13 protein-coding genes are annotated in these 21,195 nt (G+C 76.0%); 4 read left to right on the top strand and 9 right to left on the bottom strand.

Going from position 1 to position 21,195, the window contains the following annotated elements; genetic code table 11:
• Positions 1-297: 297 nt before the first annotated feature.
• The 5 genes from VSR01_RS37945 to VSR01_RS26420 form a co-directional block, all read right to left on the bottom strand.
• Positions 298-498: a hypothetical protein gene (locus VSR01_RS37945; protein ID WP_442785547.1), complete on the bottom strand. Its 201-nt coding sequence runs from the start codon at positions 496-498 to the stop codon at positions 298-300.
• A gap of 109 nt (positions 499-607) precedes the next feature.
• Positions 608-1,060 carry a hypothetical protein gene (locus VSR01_RS37940; RefSeq protein WP_442785546.1) on the bottom strand — a complete coding sequence of 151 codons (453 nt, stop codon included), beginning with the start codon at positions 1,058-1,060 and terminating at the stop codon, positions 608-610.
• The gene (locus VSR01_RS26430; RefSeq protein ID WP_442785545.1) at positions 1,015-3,888 is read right to left on the bottom strand and encodes an ATP-dependent helicase; all 2,874 of its coding nucleotides are present in this window, start codon (positions 3,886-3,888) and stop codon (positions 1,015-1,017) included. Before VSR01_RS26430 ends, VSR01_RS37940 begins: the two co-directional genes overlap by 46 nt.
• Before the next feature lie 688 nt (positions 3,889-4,576).
• Positions 4,577-8,155, bottom strand: coding sequence for an ATP-dependent helicase (locus VSR01_RS26425; protein ID WP_442785707.1), 3,579 nt, complete (start codon positions 8,153-8,155; stop codon positions 4,577-4,579).
• A gap of 277 nt (positions 8,156-8,432) precedes the next feature.
• Entirely contained in the window at positions 8,433-8,963 is a 531-nt protein-coding gene (locus VSR01_RS26420) for an MGMT family protein (RefSeq protein WP_442785544.1), read from the bottom strand.
• Between the two features lie 439 nt (positions 8,964-9,402).
• Here VSR01_RS26420 and VSR01_RS26415 point away from each other — a divergent pair, with 439 nt between their 5' ends.
• The 4 genes from VSR01_RS26415 (at position 9,403) to VSR01_RS26400 (ending at position 16,929) form a co-directional block, all read left to right on the top strand.
• Positions 9,403-12,126 (top strand): lysylphosphatidylglycerol synthase transmembrane domain-containing protein, encoded by a 2,724-nt coding sequence (locus tag VSR01_RS26415; RefSeq protein WP_326451606.1) that lies wholly within the window; start codon positions 9,403-9,405, stop codon positions 12,124-12,126.
• Between the two features lie 302 nt (positions 12,127-12,428).
• Positions 12,429-14,894 (top strand): glycosyl hydrolase, encoded by a 2,466-nt coding sequence (locus VSR01_RS26410; protein WP_326451605.1) that lies wholly within the window; start codon positions 12,429-12,431, stop codon positions 14,892-14,894.
• A gap of 305 nt (positions 14,895-15,199) precedes the next feature.
• On the top strand, positions 15,200-15,856 hold the full coding sequence (locus tag VSR01_RS26405) for a hypothetical protein (RefSeq protein WP_326451604.1): 657 nt from the start codon (positions 15,200-15,202) through the stop codon (positions 15,854-15,856).
• The gene (locus tag VSR01_RS26400) at positions 15,844-16,929 is read left to right on the top strand and encodes a hypothetical protein (protein WP_326451603.1); all 1,086 of its coding nucleotides are present in this window, start codon (positions 15,844-15,846) and stop codon (positions 16,927-16,929) included. The genes VSR01_RS26405 and VSR01_RS26400 overlap by 13 nt, the downstream gene beginning before the upstream one ends.
• 113 nt (positions 16,930-17,042) lie before the next feature.
• Here the strand turns inward: VSR01_RS26400 and moeZ are convergent, their stop codons facing one another.
• From moeZ to VSR01_RS26380, 4 genes are all read right to left on the bottom strand, one after another.
• The gene (gene moeZ, locus VSR01_RS26395; protein ID WP_326451602.1) at positions 17,043-18,221 is read right to left on the bottom strand and encodes an adenylyltransferase/sulfurtransferase MoeZ; all 1,179 of its coding nucleotides are present in this window, start codon (positions 18,219-18,221) and stop codon (positions 17,043-17,045) included.
• A 173-nt stretch (positions 18,222-18,394) separates the two neighbouring features.
• Positions 18,395-19,162 carry a spherulation-specific family 4 protein gene (locus tag VSR01_RS26390; RefSeq protein WP_326451601.1) on the bottom strand — a complete coding sequence of 256 codons (768 nt, stop codon included), beginning with the start codon at positions 19,160-19,162 and terminating at the stop codon, positions 18,395-18,397.
• Positions 19,150-20,061, bottom strand: coding sequence for an NAD-dependent epimerase/dehydratase family protein (locus tag VSR01_RS26385; protein ID WP_326451600.1), 912 nt, complete (start codon positions 20,059-20,061; stop codon positions 19,150-19,152). The genes VSR01_RS26390 and VSR01_RS26385 overlap by 13 nt, the downstream gene beginning before the upstream one ends.
• A 30-nt stretch (positions 20,062-20,091) precedes the next feature.
• The gene (locus VSR01_RS26380; protein WP_326451599.1) at positions 20,092-20,973 is read right to left on the bottom strand and encodes a hypothetical protein; all 882 of its coding nucleotides are present in this window, start codon (positions 20,971-20,973) and stop codon (positions 20,092-20,094) included.
• Positions 20,974-21,195 lie beyond the last annotated feature (222 nt).

Raw genomic sequence — 21,195 nt, 5'->3', positions numbered from 1 at the left:
GCCGGCTCGTCCACGGGTAGTGCCAACCGCCGAACGTCCCGGAAATTCCCGGTCGCCCGGCAGCGCACCGGCGGTGCGGGCCGGTCGGCCCGCTCCCGCCGGCCGTGCGTACGGGGGTCGTGCGTTTCGTGCGCGCGGACGGCGCTGTCCGAGGCAGAGCTTCTGCCAGCAGCCTAGCGGTGCGCGGTCCCGCGCCGGGCGGGCCCCCGGCCGCGGGCGGGCGCACGCCCCCGGCGCGCGCCCGCCCCGGGCCCGCACACGGTCACGGCGCGCGCCCGCTCACCGCCCGGGGCGCGCTCAGGCCAGCAGGCGTTCGAGCGCGGCGCGGTCGGGCAGGTCCGGGGGGCGCACGAGATCGCCGGTGCGCACGTAGAGGAACGCCGCGCTGACCCGCTCCAGCGGCACGCCCGCCCGCTCGGCCCAGGCGACCCGGTAGACCGCGAGCTGCAGGGGGTCGGCCGGGCTGACCGCGGGGTGCCCGGTCTTCCAGTCCAGCACCTCGTACGTGTACGCCCCGTCGTCCCCGGACCCGGGTCGCCCCCGGGCTCCCCTCCCCCGGCTCCGCCGCCCGCCGGCTCGCGGTACACCGCGTCGATACGGCCGCGGATCAGCCGCCCGGCCAGCACGAGCTGGAAGGTCTGCTCGACGGCGTACGGCGTCCGGTCCGCGTACGGGGTGCGCAGGAACGCCTCCTTGAGCGCGGCGAGGTCGCGCTCGTCGGCGATGTCGGGGGGCGCCTCGCCGTCGTCCCCGTAGCCGGCGCCTGCGCCGACCCCCGGCAGGTCCTCGGGGCCGAACAGCGGCCGTACGTCGAAGCGGGACTCCAGCCAGGCGTGGAAGCGGGTGCCGCGGCGCGCGGCCGGGCCGGCGGGCGGGGCGTCGGCCGGGCCAGTTCCCGGGCCAGGCCGTCGGGGTCGGCGGCCAGCCGCAGCAGCTGGGTCGCGGTGAGCGAGGCCGGCAGCGGGACGTCGTGCACGGCGGCTCTGGCCCGCCGCAGCTCGCCGGTCAGGGCGGTCAGGTCGCGGTCCCAGGACGCGGCGAGCCGCGCGTCCTCCGGCACCAGCGCGAGCTCCTCGTCCAGCGCAGACCCGTCTCCCGGCGCAGGCTCAGGCCCCTCCCCCGGCGCAGGCGCACGCACATCCCCGGGCGCAGGCCCCTCGGTCGCGCCGGTCGCGCCGGCCGCGCCGCCCGCGCCGGCCGCGCCGCCCGCGCTGCCCGGCCCGGCCCCCGCCCCCTCCCCGCCCCGGACGCCGCGTCCGCCAGCGCCAGCACCGTCTTCGCCGCCTGCCGACGGCGCTCCAGCGCGACCGGGTCGAGCGGCATCGGCCACGGCGGCTCGACCGCGCCCGCGAGCGAGGGGTTCTCGGCGTCCTCGGCGGGCTCTTCGGCCCACACCTCCACCTCGCCGTTGCCCGCCTCGCAGTGCGCGCGCAGCGCCTGGAGGTAGTCCGAGGGCCCGAACCGCGTCTTCTGGGACGGCCCCCACCAGTGCCCGGAGCCGAGCAGCAGCGAGCGCGGCCGGGTGAAGGTGACGTAGCCGAGCCGCAGCTCCTCGACGCGCTGGTGCTCCTTCATCGCGCCGCGGAAGCCCTCCAGGCCGCCGCGGGTCCACTCGGCGACGTCGGGCAGGGTGGCCGCGTCGCCGCGCAGGCCGTGCGGCAGCACCTTGGCGTTCAGCGGCCACAGCTCGCGGCCGCGGGTGCTCGGGAAGCCCCGCTCGACCAGGCCGGGCACGGCCACCACGTCCCACTCCAGGCCCTTGGACTTGTGCGCGGTCAGCACCTTCACGGTGTTCTCGCCGCCGGGCAGCGAGCTGTCGAGGCCCTTCTCGTACTCGACCGCGGTGCGCAGGAAGCCGAGGAAGGCCAGCAGTGTCGCCTCGCCGTCCAGGCCGGCGAACCCGGCGGCGACGTCGAGGAACGCGTGCAGCGTCTCGCGCCGCCGGGCGGCCAGCGCGTGCGGGGAGGCGGACAGCTCGACCTCCAGGCCGGTGACGGCGAGCACTCGGTGCAGGACGTCCATCAGCGGGTCGGCGAGTGCGCGGCGCAGTTCCCTTATCTCGGCGGCCAGCCGGGCGAAGCGGACCCGCGCCTCGGGGGAGAACGGCAGGTCGGCGCCCACCGCGCGCTCGCCCTCCGCGGCGGCGCCGGCAGTCGATGCCCCGGCACTCGGCGCCCCGGCACTCGGCGCCCCGGGGCTCGCGGCACCCGCGCTCGCGGCACCAGCACTCGCGGCGCCCGCGACCTCGCCGATCGTCCCGTCGAGGAACGTCTCCAGCGCGTCGGTGAGCGAGACCGTCTCGGCCGGGTCGACGCCCTCCACCGCCGCGGCCAGCGGATCGGCGCCGGGCGCGGGCCGGCCGCCGCGGACCAGCTGCCGGGCCAGGCGGCCCAGCAGCGCCAGGTCGCGCGCGCCGATCCGCCATCGCGGGCCGGTCAGCAGCCGGACCAGCGCGGCGTTCGCGGTCGGGTCGTGCAGCACCTCGCAGGTGGCGACCAGGTCGGCGACCTCGGGCAGGTGCAGCAGCCCGGACAGCCCGACCACCTCCACCGGCACGTCCCTGGCCACCAGCGCGGCGTGGATCTCCGGGAAGCGGCCCGCGGTGCGGCACAGCACGGCGATCTCCCCCGGCGCGGTGCCGGTGCGCACCAGGTGAGCGATGGAGTCGGCCAGCCAGGCGGTCTCCTCCTGCTGGGTGGGCAGCAGCGCGCAGCGCACCAGTCCGTCGCGCTCGGCGCCGGGCGCGGGCCGCAGCGCCTGGACGCCTTCGTGGCGTGCGCGCAGTTCCGCGGAGAGGGTGTTGGCGAGGTCCAGGAGCCGGCCGCCGGAGCGGCGGTTCTCGCTCAGCGCGTAGCGGTCGGCGGGGCGGCCGTCGGCGTACGGGAAGTGGCGCGGGAAGTCGTCCAGATTGGCCACGGAGGCGCCGCGCCAGCCGTAGATCGCCTGGCAGGGGTCGCCGACGGCGGTCACCGCGTGGCCGGTGCCGGCGCCGAACAGGCCGGCGAGCAGCAGCCGCTGGGCCACGGAGGTGTCCTGGTACTCGTCGAGCAGCACCACGCGGTACTGCTCGCGCAGGATCGCGCCGACCTCGGGCCGGGTCTGGGCGAGCTGGGCGCTCAGCGCGATCTGGTCGCCGAAGTCGAAGAGCTCGCGGCGGCGTTTCTCGTCGCGGTACGCGGCGGCCAGGCCGGCCAGGTCGTACCGCGCCTCGGCGGCCCTGGCGACGTCGCGCACCCAGGCGTTGCCGCGGCGGTCGGGATCGAGGCCGGCGAGGTGGGCGGTGAGCACGGAGTGGTACGCGCGCAGGCGCTCGGGGGTCACCAGGTGCTCGGACAGCTCGCCGCTGAGGGCGAGCAGGTCGGCGACGAGGGCGGGCATGCCCTTGGTCAGCGCGGGGTACGGGCCCGGCGCGGCTCGCAGCACCTTGGCGGCGAGCTGGTAGCGGGTGGCGTCGGCGAGCAGCCGGGCGGTCGGCTCCAGGCCGATGCGGATGCCGTGGTCCTTCAGCAGGCGGCCGGCGAAGGCGTGGTACGTGGAGATGGTCGGTTCCGCGGCGGCGGCGTCGGGGTCGGCGCCCGGGCCCGCGCCCGGCTCCGCCACGTCCCCCGGGGTCACGCCGGCTCTCGCGAGGGCGGCGCGGACGCGTTCGGCCAGCTCGCCGGCGGCCTTGTTGGTGAACGTCAGGCCGAGGACCTGGTCGGGCGTGACCTGGCCGGTGCCGGTCAGCCACACCACGCGGGCGGACATCACGGTGGTCTTCCCGGAGCCGGCGCCGGCGACGATCACGCCGGGCGTGAGGGGGGCGGTGATGCACGCGAGCTGTTCCGGGGTGAACGGAACGCCGAGCAGCTCCTTCAGCTCCTCGGCCTGCTCGATGCGCGTTCCCACCCCCCCGAGGCTATCCGTCCGGCCGGACACTCGACCAAGCGCTGGGCGCTAAGCGCTGGGCGCTGGCCATCGCGACTCACCACCGCGCGCCCGCGGGTGGCCACCGCCCCGAAGGGGCCGACCGGCCTGCCCCGGATCACCCGCCCGGTGGACGGCTGGTCGCGCAGTTCCCCGCGCCCCTGAAGTGAGCGCCCACCGTGCGCGGAGCGACTTCAGGCGCTCAGACAGCGCCGGACGGCCGCCACCACCCCAAAGGGACCGATCCGACCGCTCCCTACACGCTCGACGCCCACCCCCCAGGGGCGCGGGGAACTGCGCGACCAGCCACCCACGACCCCGTCGGTCGCCACCGGCCCAAAGGGGCAGACGGGGCCGGTCCCTACACGCTCGACGCCCCGCCAGGGGCGCGGGGAACTGCGCGACCAGCCACACACGACCCCGCGGGTCGCCACCGGCCCAAAGGGGCAGACGGGGCCGGGCCCTACACGCTCAACGCCCACCCCCCAGGGGCGCGAGGAACTGCGCGACCAGCCACACACGACCCGCGGGTCGCCACCGGCGAGGAGGGGCAGACGGGGCCGGGCCGGGCCGGCCACCCACGCGGCGCCAGCGGTGCATCGAACGCAGCCCCCGCGCCCGGCTGGGGCGACGCACAGCGCGGAGCTGAGGAGGGAGAAGGGGGTCGGCGCTAGTCGACAGTGGAGCGGCCCTCGGGGCGGGCCGAGCAGGCCGCGCGGAAGGCGCAGTGGGCACAGTGCTGTCCCGCGGAAGGCGTGAAGCGTTCGTCGAGCACCCGCCCCGCCGCGGACGCGAGCAGCTCGCCGGCCCAGTCGCCGTCGAGCGGCTCCTGCCGCTGGACGGCCGGCAGCGCGTCCCCGCCGTCGCGCCGCGCCGCGCCGATCCGCAGCTGCACCAGCTCCGCGCCGCCCGCCGCCGGGCGTTCCCCGCCGAACAGCGGGTCGACCGCGCCCTCGCGCACCGCGAGCTGGTAGACGGCCAGCTGCGGATGCCGCGCGACCTCCGCTCCGGTCGGCTTGGCCCGCCCGGTCTTGAAGTCGACGACGTACGCGCGTCCCTCCGCGTCCGTCTCGACGCGGTCCATGCTGCCGCGCACCCGCACCTGGACGTCGCCCGCGTCCAGGGTGACCGCGAACTCGTGCTCGGCGCCGACCGGTGTGCGCCCGCGTTCCATGACGTGCCAGCGCAGGAAGCGTTCGAGCGCGGCGCGGGCGTTCTCCTTCTCCTGGCGGGACTTCCAGGGCGCGTCGAAGGCCAGCGCGTCCCACACCGAGTCCAGCCGGGCCATCAGCACGTCGAGGTCGGCGGGCGTGCGGCCGGAGGCGACCTCGTCGGCCAGGACGTGCACGACGTTGCCGAAGCCCTGCGCCGCGGTGGCCGGGGGTTCGGCGCGCACCTCACGGCCGAGGAACCACTGCAGCGCGCAGGTGTTGGCGAGCTGCTCGAGCGCGGAGCCGGACAGCGCGACGGGCTGGTCGCGGTCGCGCAGGGGCACCGCGGAGCGCGTCGGCTCGTACAGCCCCCACCAGCGGTCCGGGTGCGCGGCCGGGATCAGCGGGTGGCCGTCGTCGGTCAGCGCGGCCATGCGGGCCAGCCGGCGGGCGGCGGCCTCGCGCAGCTCCGGCGCGGCGTCCGGGTCGACGGTGGTGGCGCGCAGCTCCGCGACGAGCGCGGCGACGGCGAGCGGGCGGCGCGGGCGGTGGGTGACGTGCTCGGGCTCGACGCCGAGTTCGGCGAGGAAGCGGGAGGGCTGGTCGCCGTCGTCCGCGGCGGAGCGCACGGCGGTGACCAGGAGGCGGTCGCGGGCGCGGGTCGCGGCGACGTAGAACAGCCGGCGCTCCTCGGCGAGCAGCGCGCCCTGGCTCAGCGGCGGCGCGATGCCGTCGCGGCCGATCCGGTCCGCCTCCAGCAGCGAGCCGCGCCGGCGCAGGTCGGGCCAGACGCCCTCCTGGACGCCGGCCACGACCACCAGCGGCCACTCCAGGCCCTTGGCGCGGTGCGCGGTCATCAGGCGTACGGCCTCGGGGCGGACGGCGCGGGCGCCGAGGGTGTCGGCGGCGATGTCGTAGCCGGACAGCTCCTCGATGAGGTTGAGGGCGCCGCGGCCTCCGGTGCGCTCCTCCGCGCGCGCGGCGGTCTCGAACAGCGCGCACACCGCGTCGAGGTCGCGGTCGGCGTTGCGGCCGGCGGGGCCGCCGCGCAGCGCGGCCCGTTCCAGCCGCGCGGCCCAGCCGGAGCCGTCCCACAGCCGCCACAGCGCGTCCTCCGCGGTGCCGCCGGCGGCGAGCGTGTCACGCGCCTGCCGCAGCAGCCGGGCCAGCCGCTGCGCGCCGCGGGCGTACGCCGGGTCGTGTGCGACCAGCGCTTCCGGCCGCGCGAGCGCCTCGGCGATCAGCACGTCGGAGGGCCGCGGCACCGCGACTCCGGCGGCCCGCTCCTCCTCCCGCAGCGCCCGCCCCAGCCGCCGCAGGTCCGCGGAGTCCATCCCCCCGAGCGGCGACACGAGCAACTCGATCGCCTGCTCCACGCTCCCCGGCCACGCCCGCGTGCCGCTCCCGGTGCCGCCGCCCGTGCCGCTCCCGGTGCCGCCGCCCATGCCGTCGCCCGTCCCCCTCCCCGTGCCGCTCCCGGTGCCGCCCGTGCCGTCGACGCCGCCGGAGCCGAGCCCGTCCGAGCCCGACGCGCCGGTCGCCGGGTCCTCTCCCGAGCCGGAAGCCGCGACCTCGCCGGGACCCTCGGTCTCACCGGAGGCCTCGGCCTCCCCGGGGGCGGTGTTCTCCGGGCCGGACGGCCAGGTCGCGGCGAGGCGGAGGGCGGTGAGGAGGGGGACGACGGCCGGTTCGGCGTGGAGGGGGGCGGACTGGGTGTCGACGTCGGTGGGGACGCCCGCGGTGGTCAGGGCGCGGCGCAGCGCGGGGATCGCGGCGCCGGCGCGGACCAGGACGGCCATGTCGGCCCAGGGGACGCCGTCCTCCAGGTGGGCGCGGCGCAGCACGTCGGCGATGGAGTCGACCTCCGCGCCGGGCGTGGGGTAGGTGCGCACGGCGATCCGGCCGCCGGGGCGGGCCGCGCGCAGCGCGCGGTGCTCGGGCGGGCGACGCAGCGGGATGCGCGCGGCGATCCGGCGGGTGGCGTCGAGGAGCACGGCGCCGGAGCGGCGGGACGCGGTGAGGGCGACCACGGGCGCCGGGCGGCCGTCGCGGCCGGGGAAGTCGGCGGGAAAGTCGAGGATGCCGTTCACGTCGGCACCGCGGAAGGCGTAGATCGACTGGTCCGGGTCGCCGAACGCGACCAGCGTGCGGCCCTGTCCGGCGAGCGCCCGCAGCAGCCGGACCTGCGCGGGGTCGGTGTCCTGGTACTCGTCGACGAACACCGCGTCGTAGCGCGCCAGCAGCCGCGCGTGCACCTCGGGCCGCTCGGCCAGCCGCACCGCGCGGTGCACCAGCTCGGTGTAGTCGATCACGCCCATCAGGTCGGCCACGTCGAGGTACTCGCCGAGGAACCCCGCCGCCGCCTCCCAGTCCCGGCGCCCGGCGCGGCGCGCGAAGGCGCCCAGGTCCGCGGGCGTGAGGCCCAGCTCGCGGGCGCGCGCCAGCACCGCCCGCACCTCGTCGGCGAACCCCCGCGTGGTCAGCGCCGCGCGCAGGTCCTCCGGCCAGCGCACCTCGGCGCGGCCCGACCGGATGAGGTCCGCCTCACCGGCCAGCAGCTCGCGCACCAGCAGGTCCTGCTCGGGGCCGGACAGCAGCCGGACCGGCTCGGCGTACGCCTCGGGCTCCTGTTCGGCGCGCAGCAGGGCGTAGCAGAAGGAGTGGAACGTCATCGCCCGCGGCGCCTCCACCGGCGACCCGACGGCGGGAGCAGCGCCGGCACCGGAGGATGTCCGCGGACCGGGCGCCGTACCCGAGCCGGAGGACGTACCCGAGCCGGAGGACGTACCCGAGCCGGAGGACGTACCCGACGCGGTCGGCGCCCCGCCCCCCGGCTGGGCGCCGCCCGCGGCGGCCGCCCGCGCGGCCATCCGGTCGCGCAGCTCCGCGGCGGCGCGGCGGCCGAAGGTCAGGACCAGGACCCGGTCCGGCGGGGTGCCGGCCCGCACCCGGGCCATGACCGCCTCGACCAGCGTGGTCGTCTTGCCGGTGCCGGGTCCGGCCAGGACCAGCAGCGGGCCGCCGGGGTGCTCAACCACCCGGCGCTGTGCCGCGTCCAGCACAGGGGGCGGTGCGGTGCGGACCGGCGGCAGGACCAGCCGGTAGCCCGACCCCGACCCCGCCCGCGCCCGCGGCACCCCGACGGCGCGGGCGTCGCCCGCCGCGGGCGCCGGAGACGGCGCGGACGCCGCGGACGCCTCACCCGCGGGTGGTGTCCGCGGCGCGGAGGACGACGCCGGGGAGGCTGGGGAAGAGGAAGAGGGCTTCACGTGGTTGGCCGGTTTCGTGGTGGTCAGGGAATGTACTCCGTACGGACGGACGTCGGCATGCCCACAGCCCCCATGGCGGAAGCTGGATGACATGACCTACCGGCCGTCACCCCTCGCCGGCGCCGTCCCGGCCGTCCCAGCGGGCGCGCCGCATGTCGAGGCGGGGCACGTGGCCCTCGGCGGCGGGTCCGCCGGGGCGCAGCGGCGTGCCCTCGGCACGGTACTCGGCGAGCGCCGAGGGCTCGTGGCCGGGCAGCAGCCTGCCGTCCGCGCGGACCACACGCCACCACGGGACGCCGCCGCCGTAGAGCGCCATGACCCGGCCGACCTGACGCGGACCGCCCTCGCCGAGCCATTCCGCGACGTCGCCGTAGGTCATGACACGCCCGGGCGGGATCAGCTCGACGGCGTCCAGCACGCGTTCGGCGTACGGATCGGGCACGCCGACGGCGTCCTCCGCGTCGCCCGCGTCCATCCCGCCCGGCCCGCCCGGCCCGTCCGTCCCGTCCCCGCCGTCCGTCTCACCCGTCTCGCCCGTCTCACCCGTCCGTCCCGGCCCGTCCGGCCCGTCCGCGCCGCCCGGCCCGCCCGCGCCGGCGTGCGCCGCGCCCCCCGAAGGGTCGTACTCCTCGCTCATCCGCACAATCCTGCCCCAGACCGCCGACACCAGGGGGTTCCGGTGCCATCCGGAGACCGAGCGTGCCACCATCGTCCGGGCGGTGACTGGTGATACGGGATCAAGAAGAGACCACGGGGGACACGACGGGCGCGCAGGAGGCCGGGGAGGCCGCCGGCGCCTCCCGCGTGCTGCCCGGGGACGCCGCGCCCGCCGGAGCGCACGGCGCCCGCCCGCGGACGGACGGCTCGGGCAGCACGCGCGGCGCGACCACCCCGGCGAGCACGGGCGCCGCCCCCGGCCCCGGCGACTCCCCCGACCCCACCGGCCCCGGCGGATCCCGCCGCTCAGGCGACTCCGCCGGCTCCCCCGGCTCCGGGTCCGGCGGCCCGGGGGACGCTGACGACCCGGACGGCTGTCCCCCGGCGGCGAGGGCGAGGGCGAATCCGGTGCGACGCGGATGCCGGTCTCGGGCGACGAGCCGTTGCTCGCCGCCCGCGTGCACCGGCCCGCCGACCTGGTCCGCTTCTGCTTCGGCCTGCTCGGCCTGGCCGTCGTGCTGGCCATCGCGGGCTTCGCGCACGCGACGACCAGCGGCCTGGAGACCGACATCACCAAGGGCGCGGACCACGCGCCCGACGCGCTGTCGTCGTTCGCCGGGCTGACCGCGAGCGTGGCGGTGCTGATCGTGCCGGTGGCGTTCGCCGTCGAGCGGCTGGTCAAGCGGGACGGGCTGCGGATCGCCGACGGCGTGCTGGCCGCCGTGCTCGCGCACGGCACCGCGCTCGCCACCGACCTGTGGGTGAGCAACTCCGCGCCCGCCCCGATCCGCGAGGCGCTGTCCCACAACGCGCCGGGCGGCACCGGCATGACCGACCCGGTGCACGGCTACCTCGCGCCGGTGATCGCGTACGTGACGGCGGTCGGCATGGCGCAGCGCCCGCGCTGGCGGGTGGCGCTGTGGTTCGTGCTGCTGCTGGACGCCTTCGCGGTGCTGGTCGGCGGCTACACCACGCCGTTCTCGATCGCGCTGACCGTGCTGATCGGCTGGACCGTCGCGTACGGCACGATCTACGCGGTCGGGTCGCCGAACGTGCGGCCGACCGGGCACCAACTGCTGGCGGGGCTGCGCCGGGTGGGGTTCGCGCCGCTCACCGCGCGGCGGGTGGAGCACCGCGCGGCCGCCGGCCCGGAGCACCCCGAGTCCGACCGCGGCCGGGAGTATCTGGTCACGCTGGAGGACGGCCCGCCGCTGGACGTGACGGTGGTGGACCGCGAGCAGCAGGCGCAGGGCTTCTTCTACCGGGCGTGGCGGCGGCTGTCGCTGGTGGGCGGCATCACCCAGCGGCGCAGCCTGCTGTCGCTGCGGCAGGCGCTGGAGCAGGAGGCGCTGCTCGCCTACGCGGCGATCGCGGCGGGCGCGAACGCGCCGAAGCTGATCGCGACCTCCGAGCTGGGCCCTGACGCGGTGATGCTGGTCTACGAGCACATCGGCGGCCGCAGGTTCGACGCGCTGGCCGACGAGGAGCTGACCGACGGGCTGCTGCGCGAGGTGTGGACGCAGGTGCGGGCGCTGCAGTCGCGGCGGATCGCGCACCGGCGGCTGGAGGGCGAGTCGCTGCTGGTGGACCGGAACGGCCGGGTCTTCCTGACCGATCTGCGCGGCGGCGAGATCGCGGCGGGCGACATCGTGCTGCGGATGGACGTCGCGCAGCTGCTGACGACGCTGGCGCTGCGGGTGGGCCCGGAACGCGCGGTGGCCTCGGGCGTCGCGGTGCTGGGCCCGGACGCGGTGGCGGACTCGCTGCCGCTGCTCCAGCCGATCGCGCTCAGCCGCTCGACCCGCGGCGAGCTGAAGGTGCTGGGCCGGGAGCGGGCGCAGCGCGAGCGCGAGGCGGTGCTCGCGGCGTCAGCGCGGGAGAAGGAGGCGCGGGAGCTGAAACGTACCGCCGAGGCCGCGGCGCACGCGGCCGGGGCGGAGCGGGTGACGGCCCGCGCCGGGAGCGCGGACGCCGGCGCGCGGCACGGTGCGGCCGGCGCCGCGGCGGGCGCGTCCGGTGGGGCCACGGAGGCGGGCGCCGCCGGTGCGGCCGGCGGGGCCAAGGCGCCGTCCAAGGCCGAACGCAAGGCCGAGGACAAGGCGCAGAAGCGGGCCATAGAGGACGCGCTGGAGGAGGTCCGCGAGGAGGACCTGCTGTCCCGCATCCGCCAGCAGGTGCTGTTGATCCGCCCGCAGGCGCCGGTGGAGCCGGTGCGTTTGGAGCGGATCAAGCCGCGCACGCTGGTGACGGTGATCGCGGGCGCGTTCGCCGCGTACTTCCTGCTGTCGCAGCTCAGCTCGGTGCCGATCGGCGACGCGATCCTCAACGCGGACTGGCGCTGGGCGGTGGTCGCGGTGCTCGGCTCGGCGGCGAGCTACGTGGCGGCGGCGTGCGCGCTGTCGGGTTTCGTGCCGGAGCGGCTGTCGCTGGTGCGGACGGTGCTGGCGCAGGTCGCCGGGTCGTTCGTGAAGCTGGTGGCGCCGGCCGCGGTCGGCGGCGTGGCGCTCAACACCCGCTACCTGCAGAAGGCGGGGGTGCGGCCGGGCCTGGCGGTGGCGAGCGTCGGCGCCTCGCAGCTGGTGGGGCTGGGCTCGCACGTGGTGCTGCTGATGACCTTCGGCTACATCACCGGCACCGAGAAGACGCCGACGCTCTCGCCCTCGCGCACGGTGATGGCGGGGCTGCTGACCGCGGGCGTGCTGGTGCTGGTGGTCACGGCGGTGCCGGCGCTGCGGCGGTTCGTCTCCACGCGGGTGCGGGCGCTGTTCGCGGGCGTGGTGCCGCGGATGCTGGACGTGCTGCAGCGCCCGGCGAAGCTGGTGACGGGCATCGGCGGCACGCTGATGCTGACGGTGTGCTTCGTGATCTGCCTGGACGGCTGCGTGCGGGCGTTCGGCGGGCATCTGAGCTACGCGGCGATCGCGGTGGTGTTCCTGGCGGGCAACGCGCTGGGCTCCGCGGCGCCCACCCCCGGCGGGGTCGGCGCGGTCGAACTCGCCCTGACCGGTGGTCTGATCGCGGCGGGGCTGCCCAAGGAAGTGGCGACGCCGGCGGTGCTGTTCTTCCGGCTGCTGACCTTCTGGCTGCCGGTGCTGCCGGGCTGGCTGTCCTTCACGCACCTGACCCGCAAGGGGCGGCTGTAGCCGCGCCGAGCCCGGCAAGCGTGGCAGGTCCTTGCCAAAATTTCCGTCAAATCTGCGATTTCGCCGGACAGTTGCTTTGCGGCGCGTGATCCGCTTCGGTGCGAACCGCTCAATCCGTGTTCGCTCGGGGAGGTCCCGTTGCACCTGCTCACCCGTAAGAGACGATGGCTCACCCGTCATGGACGATGGGCGACGGTCTCGGCCGTCACCGCGCTGGCCGCGCTGATCGCCGTGCCGGCCGGCGCGTCCCCGGCCATCCGGCCACCCACCCCCGGTCCTTCGACGCCGCGGTCCGCGCCGCGGTGACCGACGGGGACGGCGGGGGCGACGACGACGGCGGCGAGGCCGAGGAGATCGCCGAGGGCGCCGACCAGTTCGCCGAGGCCCGCACCTCGCCCGGCACACTGCGGCCGGGCGCCTACACCGCGGCCTGGAACCAGCTCAACGCGCTGCCGGCGACCGGCGGTTCGTGGACCCATGTGACCGGGCTGCCGTACAACTCCGACGACCCGCGCTACCGCGACATCGACTCCAACTCCAGCGGCGGCGCCGGTCTGGTCACCGGCCGGACCGCGGCGCTGGCCGCCGACGACCACGGCTATGTGTACGAGGGCAGCGCCGGCGGCGGCGTGTGGCGCTCGGCCACCGGCGGCGGGCACTGGCAGCCGATCAGCGACGCGCTGCCGGCGCAGGCCACCGGCTCGCTCGCGCTCGACGGCCGGGGCCGGCTGTGGCTGGGCACCGGCGAGGCGACCACGAACGCGGACGCGTACCTCGGCAGCGGCGTCTACGTGCTCGCCGACCCGCGGCACGGCGTCTTCACCGAGCGCGACCGGGTCGGCGGCAGCGAGCTGGACTCGACGTCGATCCACACCCTGCGGTTCGGCGGCGACACGGTGTGGGCGTCGACCACGCACGGCGTGTGGAGCCACTCCACCACGGACCTGCGCGGGCCGTGGAAGCTGGAGTACGCGCCCAACCCGGCGTTCCTGCCCGGTGGTTCGCAGGCCACCGACCCGGACGCGCCGTACAAGAACATCGCCAACGACGTGGCGATCGACCCGCGCGACCCGTCGAAGGTCCTGCTGGCCATCGGCTGGCGCAGCGGTGACGACTACAACGGCTACTACCGCAAGGTGAACGGCGCCTGGACCCGGGTGACCGGCCTCGGCGCGCTGCCCACCGGCGCGGACGACGTCGGCAACGTCACCTTCGCGCGGTCCCGCGACGGCTCGCGGTACTACGCGGTCGTGCAGTCGCCCGAGCTGCTGAACACCGACCCGGACAGCAATCTGGACGGCATCTACGTCTCGCGCTCCGGCGACCCGTTCGGCAACTGGACGAAGCTGGCGGACACCGAGAAGCTCGCGGACTCCGGCTCGGCGCTGGACGAGCCGGGCTTCATGCCGGGCGTGCAGGCCTGGTACAACGAGTTCCTCCAGGTCGACCCGGCGAACCCGGACCACGTCTACGCCGGCCTCGAAGAGGTCTTCGAGACCACCGACGGCGGCGCGACGTGGTCGGCGGTGGGCCCGTACTGGAACTTCGACTTCCCGTGCTGGAGCATCGACCCCTCGCGGCAGAGCGGCGACTGCCACCCGACCACGCACGCCGACCAGCACGCGGTGGCCGTCGGCAGCTACCACGGCAGGTCGTACGTCTACGTCGGCGACGACGGCGGAGTGTACAAGCGGCCGCTGAACGGCTCCGCGGACGCCGACGGACACGCCACCGACTGGGTGTCCACCAACGACGGCACCATCGACACGCTGCAGTACTACTCGGTGGGCGTCGGCGCCGACCCCTCCGGCCGCGGCGTGGCGGTGAACGGCGGCCTCCAGGACAACGGCCAGTCGATCCTGCGCCCCGGCGACCGCGTGATGGGCTCGAACTTCGGCGGCGACGGCGGCGACACGCTCACCAACCCGGCGAACGGCTGCGACATCGCCCAGGAGTACGTCTACCTGGCGATCAACGTCACGCAGAACTGCGCGGTCAACGACGGCTCGTGGGTCGACGACCCGGCCAAGGCGACGAGTTACGCCGTGGCGCCGCCGGACAACGCGACGGGCGAGGCGCGCTTCACCGCGCCGCTGACCGTCGACACGAAGGACGGCGACACGTGGATCGCCGGCGGACGGCACGTGTGGGTGCAGACGCAGGGCTACGCGATCCGCAGCGGCTCGCAGTGGACCGACGCGTTCGACCTCGGCGAGGGCCACACCGCGACGGCGGTCGCCGCGCAGGGCGGCAAGGTCTACGCGGCGTGGTGCGGCCCGTGCAACAACCAGGGCTTCACCCGCGGCATCGCGGTGGGGAACGCGGACGGTGCGGGGTGGCACCAGGTGGCGCTGCCGGTGGACGGCACCGTGCCCAACCGCTACCTGGCCGGCTTCGCGATCGACCCGGCCAACTCCTCGCACGTCTACCTGGCCGTCAACGGCTTCTCGCGGCAGTGGACGGAGGGGCCCGGCGCGGGCGTCGGCCACGTCTTCGAGTCCACCGACGCGGGCACCACGTGGAAGGACGTCTCGGCGAACCTGCCCGACGTGCCGACCAACGGCCTGCTGGCGCTGCCGAACGGCGGCCTGCTGCTGGCCACCGACCTCGGCACGGTCTACCGCGCGCCGCACCGCGGCGCCTGGCAGCGGGTCGGCCGGCTGCCGGCGGTGGCGGTGCTCCAGCTCAAGTCCGGCCCGGACGGGCGGATCTACGCGGCCACGCACGGCCGCGGGATCTACTCGATCCCGGCGCGCGCACTGAAGTGAGCTGAGGTCGGCCGGCGTCGGCTCACCTCGGCCGAGGTCAGCCGGCGCCGGCGGCACACGTCCCGCGGGGAGCGCTCCGGGCGTTCCCCGCGGGACGTGACGCCGGACGCGGAGTGCCGCGTCCTCGCGGGACGTGACATGCCCGTGACCAGATTCCCACGCACCGGACACCGCCGCGCCAAAGCCCCTTCGCTAGGCTGGGGGCTCTGGCATACGGGGACCAGAGCCGCTGCGGCGCCGCGCCGGCGCGTCGGGTTCCCTCGACGACCGACCGGGAGCCTTCGACGATGCGAGCCCGTACCGCTGTGACCACTGCCGCGCTCGCGGCGACGGCCGCGCTCACGCTGACCGCGTGCGGTGGGGGCGGCGGCTCCGACGACTCCGCCACCATCGCGACGCCGACCCCGACCGCGACGGCCGCCCCGGCGACCACGGCGCCCACGCCGACATCGGCGTCCGCGCCGCTGAAGATCGACCCGGCGCTGGCACTCCCGGCGGACCTGAAGGTGACCTTCACCTGGCCGACGCCGGCCGACGCCACGCAGGCAGCGGCCCTGTCGGCCGCCGCCGACTACCTCCAGGCGATCGACCACGCGGTCACCGAGCAGAACAGGAACGACCCGCCGCTGCGGGCGTACGCGGCCGACGACGCGCTCGCCTACGCGCAGAACTTCGTGCAGGAGAACGTCAAGGAGAAGCTGACGGTCACCGGGACCGACGCCTACTACCAGCCGGTGCTCACCACGGTCTCCGGCGGCGGCTCCGTGGACGTCAAGCTGTGCGAGAACCAGTCGAAGCTGTACAGCAAGGAGGTCGCCACCGGGAAGGTCCACGTGACCGGCGCGGACGACCGCAACTACGTCTCCTACGACATCGTGATGGTCAAGCTTCCGGCGGCGCACGCGATCTGGCAGGCGCACGCGGTGACCGTGAAGGAGCAGTCCCTCGCATGCAAGCAATGAGATCCTCCGCCGTGGTCCGGCGCGCGCTGGTGCTCGCCGCGGTCGCGATCCTGTGCGCCGCCGGGCCCGGCTACGCCTTCACCGGCACGTCGAGGAACTCCTCCGGCAGCGGCGGCACCGGCGACGGCAAGGGCGACCTCGGCGCCAGGGCGCAGGTCGTGACCTACACCTACCCGTCGGGCAAGCCCGACGGCACGGCGAAGCCGCTGGTGTCGACGGACGTCTCCTGGACCCCGCCGCCGTGCTGGATCGGGCCGATCGCGGACCCGGCGTCGTTCAAGCAGATGATCCTCGACGAGGTGAAGAACACCGACGTGCCCGGCCAGGCGAACTACGCGCTGGAGGCCATGGACGAGCTGCGGCGGCACTACTCCGACAACTACACCTGGGAGGGCGGCGGCAAGGGGTACAAGGACTTCAACCTCGATCAGCAGGGCAAGGGCATGTTCTGGGGCCCGGTCGAGAACCCCGACTCCGACAGCCCGCACCGGTTCGACTGCAACGGCACGCTGCCGTTCTGGGTGGCCGCGGGGGATCGCCCGCCGGCGGGCACGCAGCACGTCATCACCCCGGAGATGCTGTCCGAGCTGGCGTATGCGCACACGCACGTGCCCGGGGTGACCATCGAGACGAATCCGGTCGACACGCAGACCGTGAACCTGCCCACGTGGGTGTGGCTCAAGGAGAACTACTCCCCGGTGTCCGTCCGCGCCTCCGTGGACCTCGGCGGCGGGCAGCAGATCTGGGCGCAGACCACCGCCACGCCGACCAGCGTGCACATCACGCCGGGCACGCCGGACGCGAAGGTCTTCCCGGCCGGCGGGGACTGCGCCATCGCGGCGGACGGCACGGTCGGCGCACCGTACAGCGGCGACGCGAAGGCCGACCCGCCGTGCGGTGTGACGTATCTGCGCTCGACCGACAACCGGCCGCCGTTCGCGCTCGACGTGACGGCCACGTGGACGGTCCGGTGGACCGGTTCCGACGGCGGCGGTCCGCATCCGCTGCCCGAGGGCGTCATCGACGACCCGCGCCCGGTGACGGTCCACGAGTACCAGTCCGTGAACCGCTGAGCGCGAACCCGGCCGGAGGCACGGGCACGACGCGCGGCACGCGTAAGGGGCGGCACCCCATGGGGGCCGCCCCTTACCGTTCACGCGGGGCGCCGGTCACGGCGCCGTGCCGGTCAGTACACCGGCTTGTGCGGCTCGATCGTGTTGACCCAGCCGATCACGCCGCCGCCGACGTGGACCGCGTCGGCGAAGCCCGCCGACTTCAGCACCGCGAGGACCTCGGCGCTGCGCACGCCGGTCTTGCAGTGCAGCACGATCCGCCGGTCCTGCGGCAGGTGCTCCAGCGCCGAGCCCATCAGGAACTCGTTCTTCGGGATCAGCTTGGCGCCGGGGATGCTGACGATCTCGTACTCGTTCGGCTCGCGGACGTCGATGATCTCGATGTTCTCGCCGTCGTCGATCCACTCCTTGAGCTGCTTGGGAGTGATCGTGGAGCCGAGCGCGGCCTCCTGGGCCTCCTCCGACACGACGCCGCAGAAGGCCTCGTAGTCGATCAGCTCGGTGACCGTGGGGTTCTCGCCGCAGACCGCGCAGTCGGGGTCCTTGCGGACCTTGACCGTGCGGTACGCCATCTCCAGGGCGTCGTAGATCATCAGCCGGCCGACCAGCGGCTCGCCGACGCCGGCCAGCACCTTGATCGCCTCGGTGACCTGGATGGAGCCGATGGAGGCGCACAGCACGCCGAGGACGCCGCCCTCGGCGCAGGACGGGACCATGCCCGGCGGCGGGGGCTCCGGGTACAGGCAGCGGTAGCAGGGGCCGTGCTCGGACCAGAAGACCGACGCCTGGCCGTCGAAGCGGTAGATCGAGCCCCAGACGTACGGCTTGTTGAGCAGCACGCACGCGTCGTTGACCAGGTAGCGGGTGGCGAAGTTGTCGGTGCCGTCCACGATCAGGTCGTACTGGGAGAAGATCTCCATCACGTTCTCGGCTTCGAGCCGCTCTTCGTGCAGGACGACCTTCACGTACGGGTTGATGCCCTGGACCGAGTCGCGCGCGGACTCGGCCTTGGAGCGGCCGATGTCGGCCTGGCTGTGGATGATCTGGCGTTGCAGGTTCGACTCGTCGACCTCGTCGAACTCGACGATGCCGAGCGTGCCGACGCCGGCCGCGGCCAGATACATCAGGGCCGGCGAGCCGAGGCCGCCGGCGCCGACGCACAGCACCTTGGCGTTCTTCAGCCGCTTCTGCCCGTCCATGCCCACATCGGGGATGATCAGGTGACGCGAGTACCTGCGGACCTCGTCAACGGTGAGCTCGGAGGCCGGCTCGACCAGGGGTGGCAGCGACACAGAGACCTCAGCAATACGGTTGGTCGGTCATCAGACAGTACGAACGGGCGGCAGCCCGTAGGCCCTGCTTCTGCAACAGTGCCACGGCCGTCTTCATTCCAAGACACCCGGTCCGAGGGCCGAGACACTTTCCGGTCACATGCTGGGCGGCGGCGCGTCCGGGCCGGTGCGGGTCAGCGGGTGACGCGGCGGACCGCCTCGTGCCAGTAGCCGGCCAGGCCCGCCCAGGGGTCGGCGCCGTCGCGGTCGGTGCGGTCGGTCAGGCACAGCGTCGCGGCGCCCTGCCAGCGGGCGATGCGCAGCGCGGTGTCGAGGTGGGTGACCGGCAGCCCGTGCACCAGGTGCGCGAAGCGGGACGGCGGATAGGCCGCGGACCACTGGGGCGCCTCCGACCAGCGGTAGCGCGTCCAGGGCCCGTCGAAGACGACGAGCTGGTCGGCGGCCTCCGCGTAGCCGGGGTGCGGGTAGGCGCCCGGCGCGAGGACGACCGGGCCGGGGGCGCGCTGCTCGCGGGAGCGGTCCCGGTCCAGCATGGCCCGCAGCGTGCTGACCACCCGGCGGCACTCGGCCAGCTCCGAGTGGAGCGTGGGCGCGCGGTCCAGGTAGAAGCCGTCGACCTGGTACCAGTCCAGGTGGTGGGAGGCGTCGGTGACCAGCGCGCCGAACGGCCGGGTGCCGTGCGCGCAGTCCAGCAGTCCGAGGACCGGGACGCGGTTCTCACGGATGCGCGCCAGGGCGTCGGCGTAGACCGGGTCGGCCCGGGTGCCGGGGCCGCGGTGCACGTCGAAGGCGGCCCAGTGCAGCGGGGCGCCGGGCCGGGCGAGTTCGGCCCACTCGGCCGGCGCGACCAGCGGGTGGGCGAAGGCGGGCACGCCGAAACCGGTGCGGTCGCGGGAGGGCGGCGCGGGCGGGCGGAGCGAGGAGGGGATCAGACGCGGCATGCCGCCTCCATCCAGACGTCGGCGAGGGATTCCTCCAGGCCGATCCGCGGGCGCCAGCCGAGCCGGTCGCGGGCGGTACGGACATCGGCCTGCTGCCACAGTCCGCATCCGTCGGGGTACGGAGGCTGGCCCTGTTGCGGGTGGCCCTCGTCGATCTCGTGCAGGACTCCCTCGAAGCCGGCGACGTGCGCGAGGGCGGCGGCCATGTCCCGCAGCCGGACCGCGCGGCCGCTGCCGATGTTGACCACGCCCTGCGCGGCCGACAGCGAGGCGGCGTGCACCGCGCGGGCGACGTCGCGGGCGTCGATGAAGTCGCGCTGCACGGCGAGCCCGGCGAGTTTCAGCTCGCCGTCGCCGTTCTGCATGGCCCGGCGCAGCGCCTCGGCGATGCGGCCGAGCGGGGCGCCGGTCGGGGTGCCGGGGCCGACCGGGCTGAAGACGCGCAGCACGATCGCGTCCAGGCCGGAGCCGAGGACGAGTTCGGTGGCGGCGAGCTTGCTCACGCCGTACGGGCCGCCGGGGCGCGGCATCGCGTCCTCGCCGGTGGACGCGCCCGGCTGGGACGGCCCGTACTCCGAGCCGCAGCCGAGCTGCACCAGACGGGCGGCGGTGGAGCTGCGGCGCATCGCCTCGCAGACGGTCGCGACGGCGACGGTGTTCTGCCGGGTCAGGTCGCGGGCGTTGCCCCGGGTGGTGCCGGCGCAGTTGATCACGACGCCCGGGTGCACGGCTTCCAGGAACCGGGCGAGGACGCCGGGGGCGCCGCCGGCCAGGTCGAACCGCACGTCGGCGTCGTCGCTCCGCCCGAGCGCGGTGAGCTGCACGGCGGGGTCGGCGAGCAGCCGCTCCGCGACGTGCCGGCCGAGGAAGCCGTCGGCTCCGAGCAGCAGGACTCTCATGTGACGTTCTCCCATGTGGTGGTGCGTGGATCAGGTCGGGTGGTGGGCCGAGGCGCGGGGCAGCAGGCGCAGGGCCCGGACGGCCAGGGCGACGGCCGCGGCGGCGCAGGCGGCGGCCGGCCCGGCGGGGCCGGCGCCGGGCAGGCCGAGAAGGCCGGCCAGCGCCGACAGCACGGCGACGCCGGCCGCCGCGGCGAGGCCCGCGGCGGCCGGCGCGGGGCGGCGGTGCACGGCGAGCAGCCGGGCGGTGAACAGGAGCGCGCCCAGGGCGAGCGGCAGCGCACTCGCGCCGACCGCGGCGAGCAGCACGGCGGTGTACCCGGCGAGGGCGGCGGCCAGCCGCGGCCGGACGGCGTCGGCGAAGTCGGACAGGCCGTGGCTGGGGGCGAGCTGGGCGCGGGCGCGGACGGCGAACCAGCGTGCGGCGAGTGCGGCGGGCAGCAGGGTGGCGGCGAGGCCGATGAGGTCGGGGCGGCTCAGCCGCGGCAGGGTCAGGGCGAGCAGGGCGGCGGCCCAGGCCGCGCCGGGGCCGGTGGCGGCGCGCAGCGGACCGCGGCGGGTGACGGCCGCGGCGGCGGGGGTGAGCAGGAGGGGGGCGAGCAGGTGGGGGTGCGGCGCGGTGGTGGCCGCGGCGCAGACGGCGGCGGGCAGCAGGTGGGCGGCGGCGGTGCGCGCGGCCGGCCAGGGCTTGGCGCGCTCCGGGGCGGGCGCGGGGCGCCCGGCGGCCGGGGCGGGTGGGCGCGAGCGCGGGGCGCGGGCGAAGAGTTCCTCGGCGAGGCCGAAGAGGTCGCGGTGGCGCAGGCGGTGGGCGTCGGTGTCGGTGAGGCCCTGGGCTTCGAGGCCGGCGGTGATCTCCCAGGGGTCGGTGGCGTGGGCCAGCAGGGCGCGGTGGGCGTGCATCACGCCTCTCACGGGGTCGGCGGGACCCCGGCGCCGGGCCCCCGCGCTGGCTCCGCGCCCCCGCGTCCCCTGAACGCCGAGCCGCTCCCCCTCCCGACGCGCGGCGCCGCGCTCGACGCCGCCCCGACTTCCGTCCCGACGCCCGGCGCCGGGGCCGACATCGCCCCGCTCACCGGCTCCACGCGAGCCGGTCTCCTCGCCCCCCACGGCCGTCCCCCGCCCAGCCACCCGCGA

Origin of the sequence: Actinacidiphila sp. DG2A-62, from assembly GCF_035825295.1 — a bacterium.
Classification (GTDB): Bacteria; Actinomycetota; Actinomycetes; order Streptomycetales; family Streptomycetaceae; genus Actinacidiphila.
This window is presented reverse-complemented; position numbering and strand designations above follow the sequence as displayed.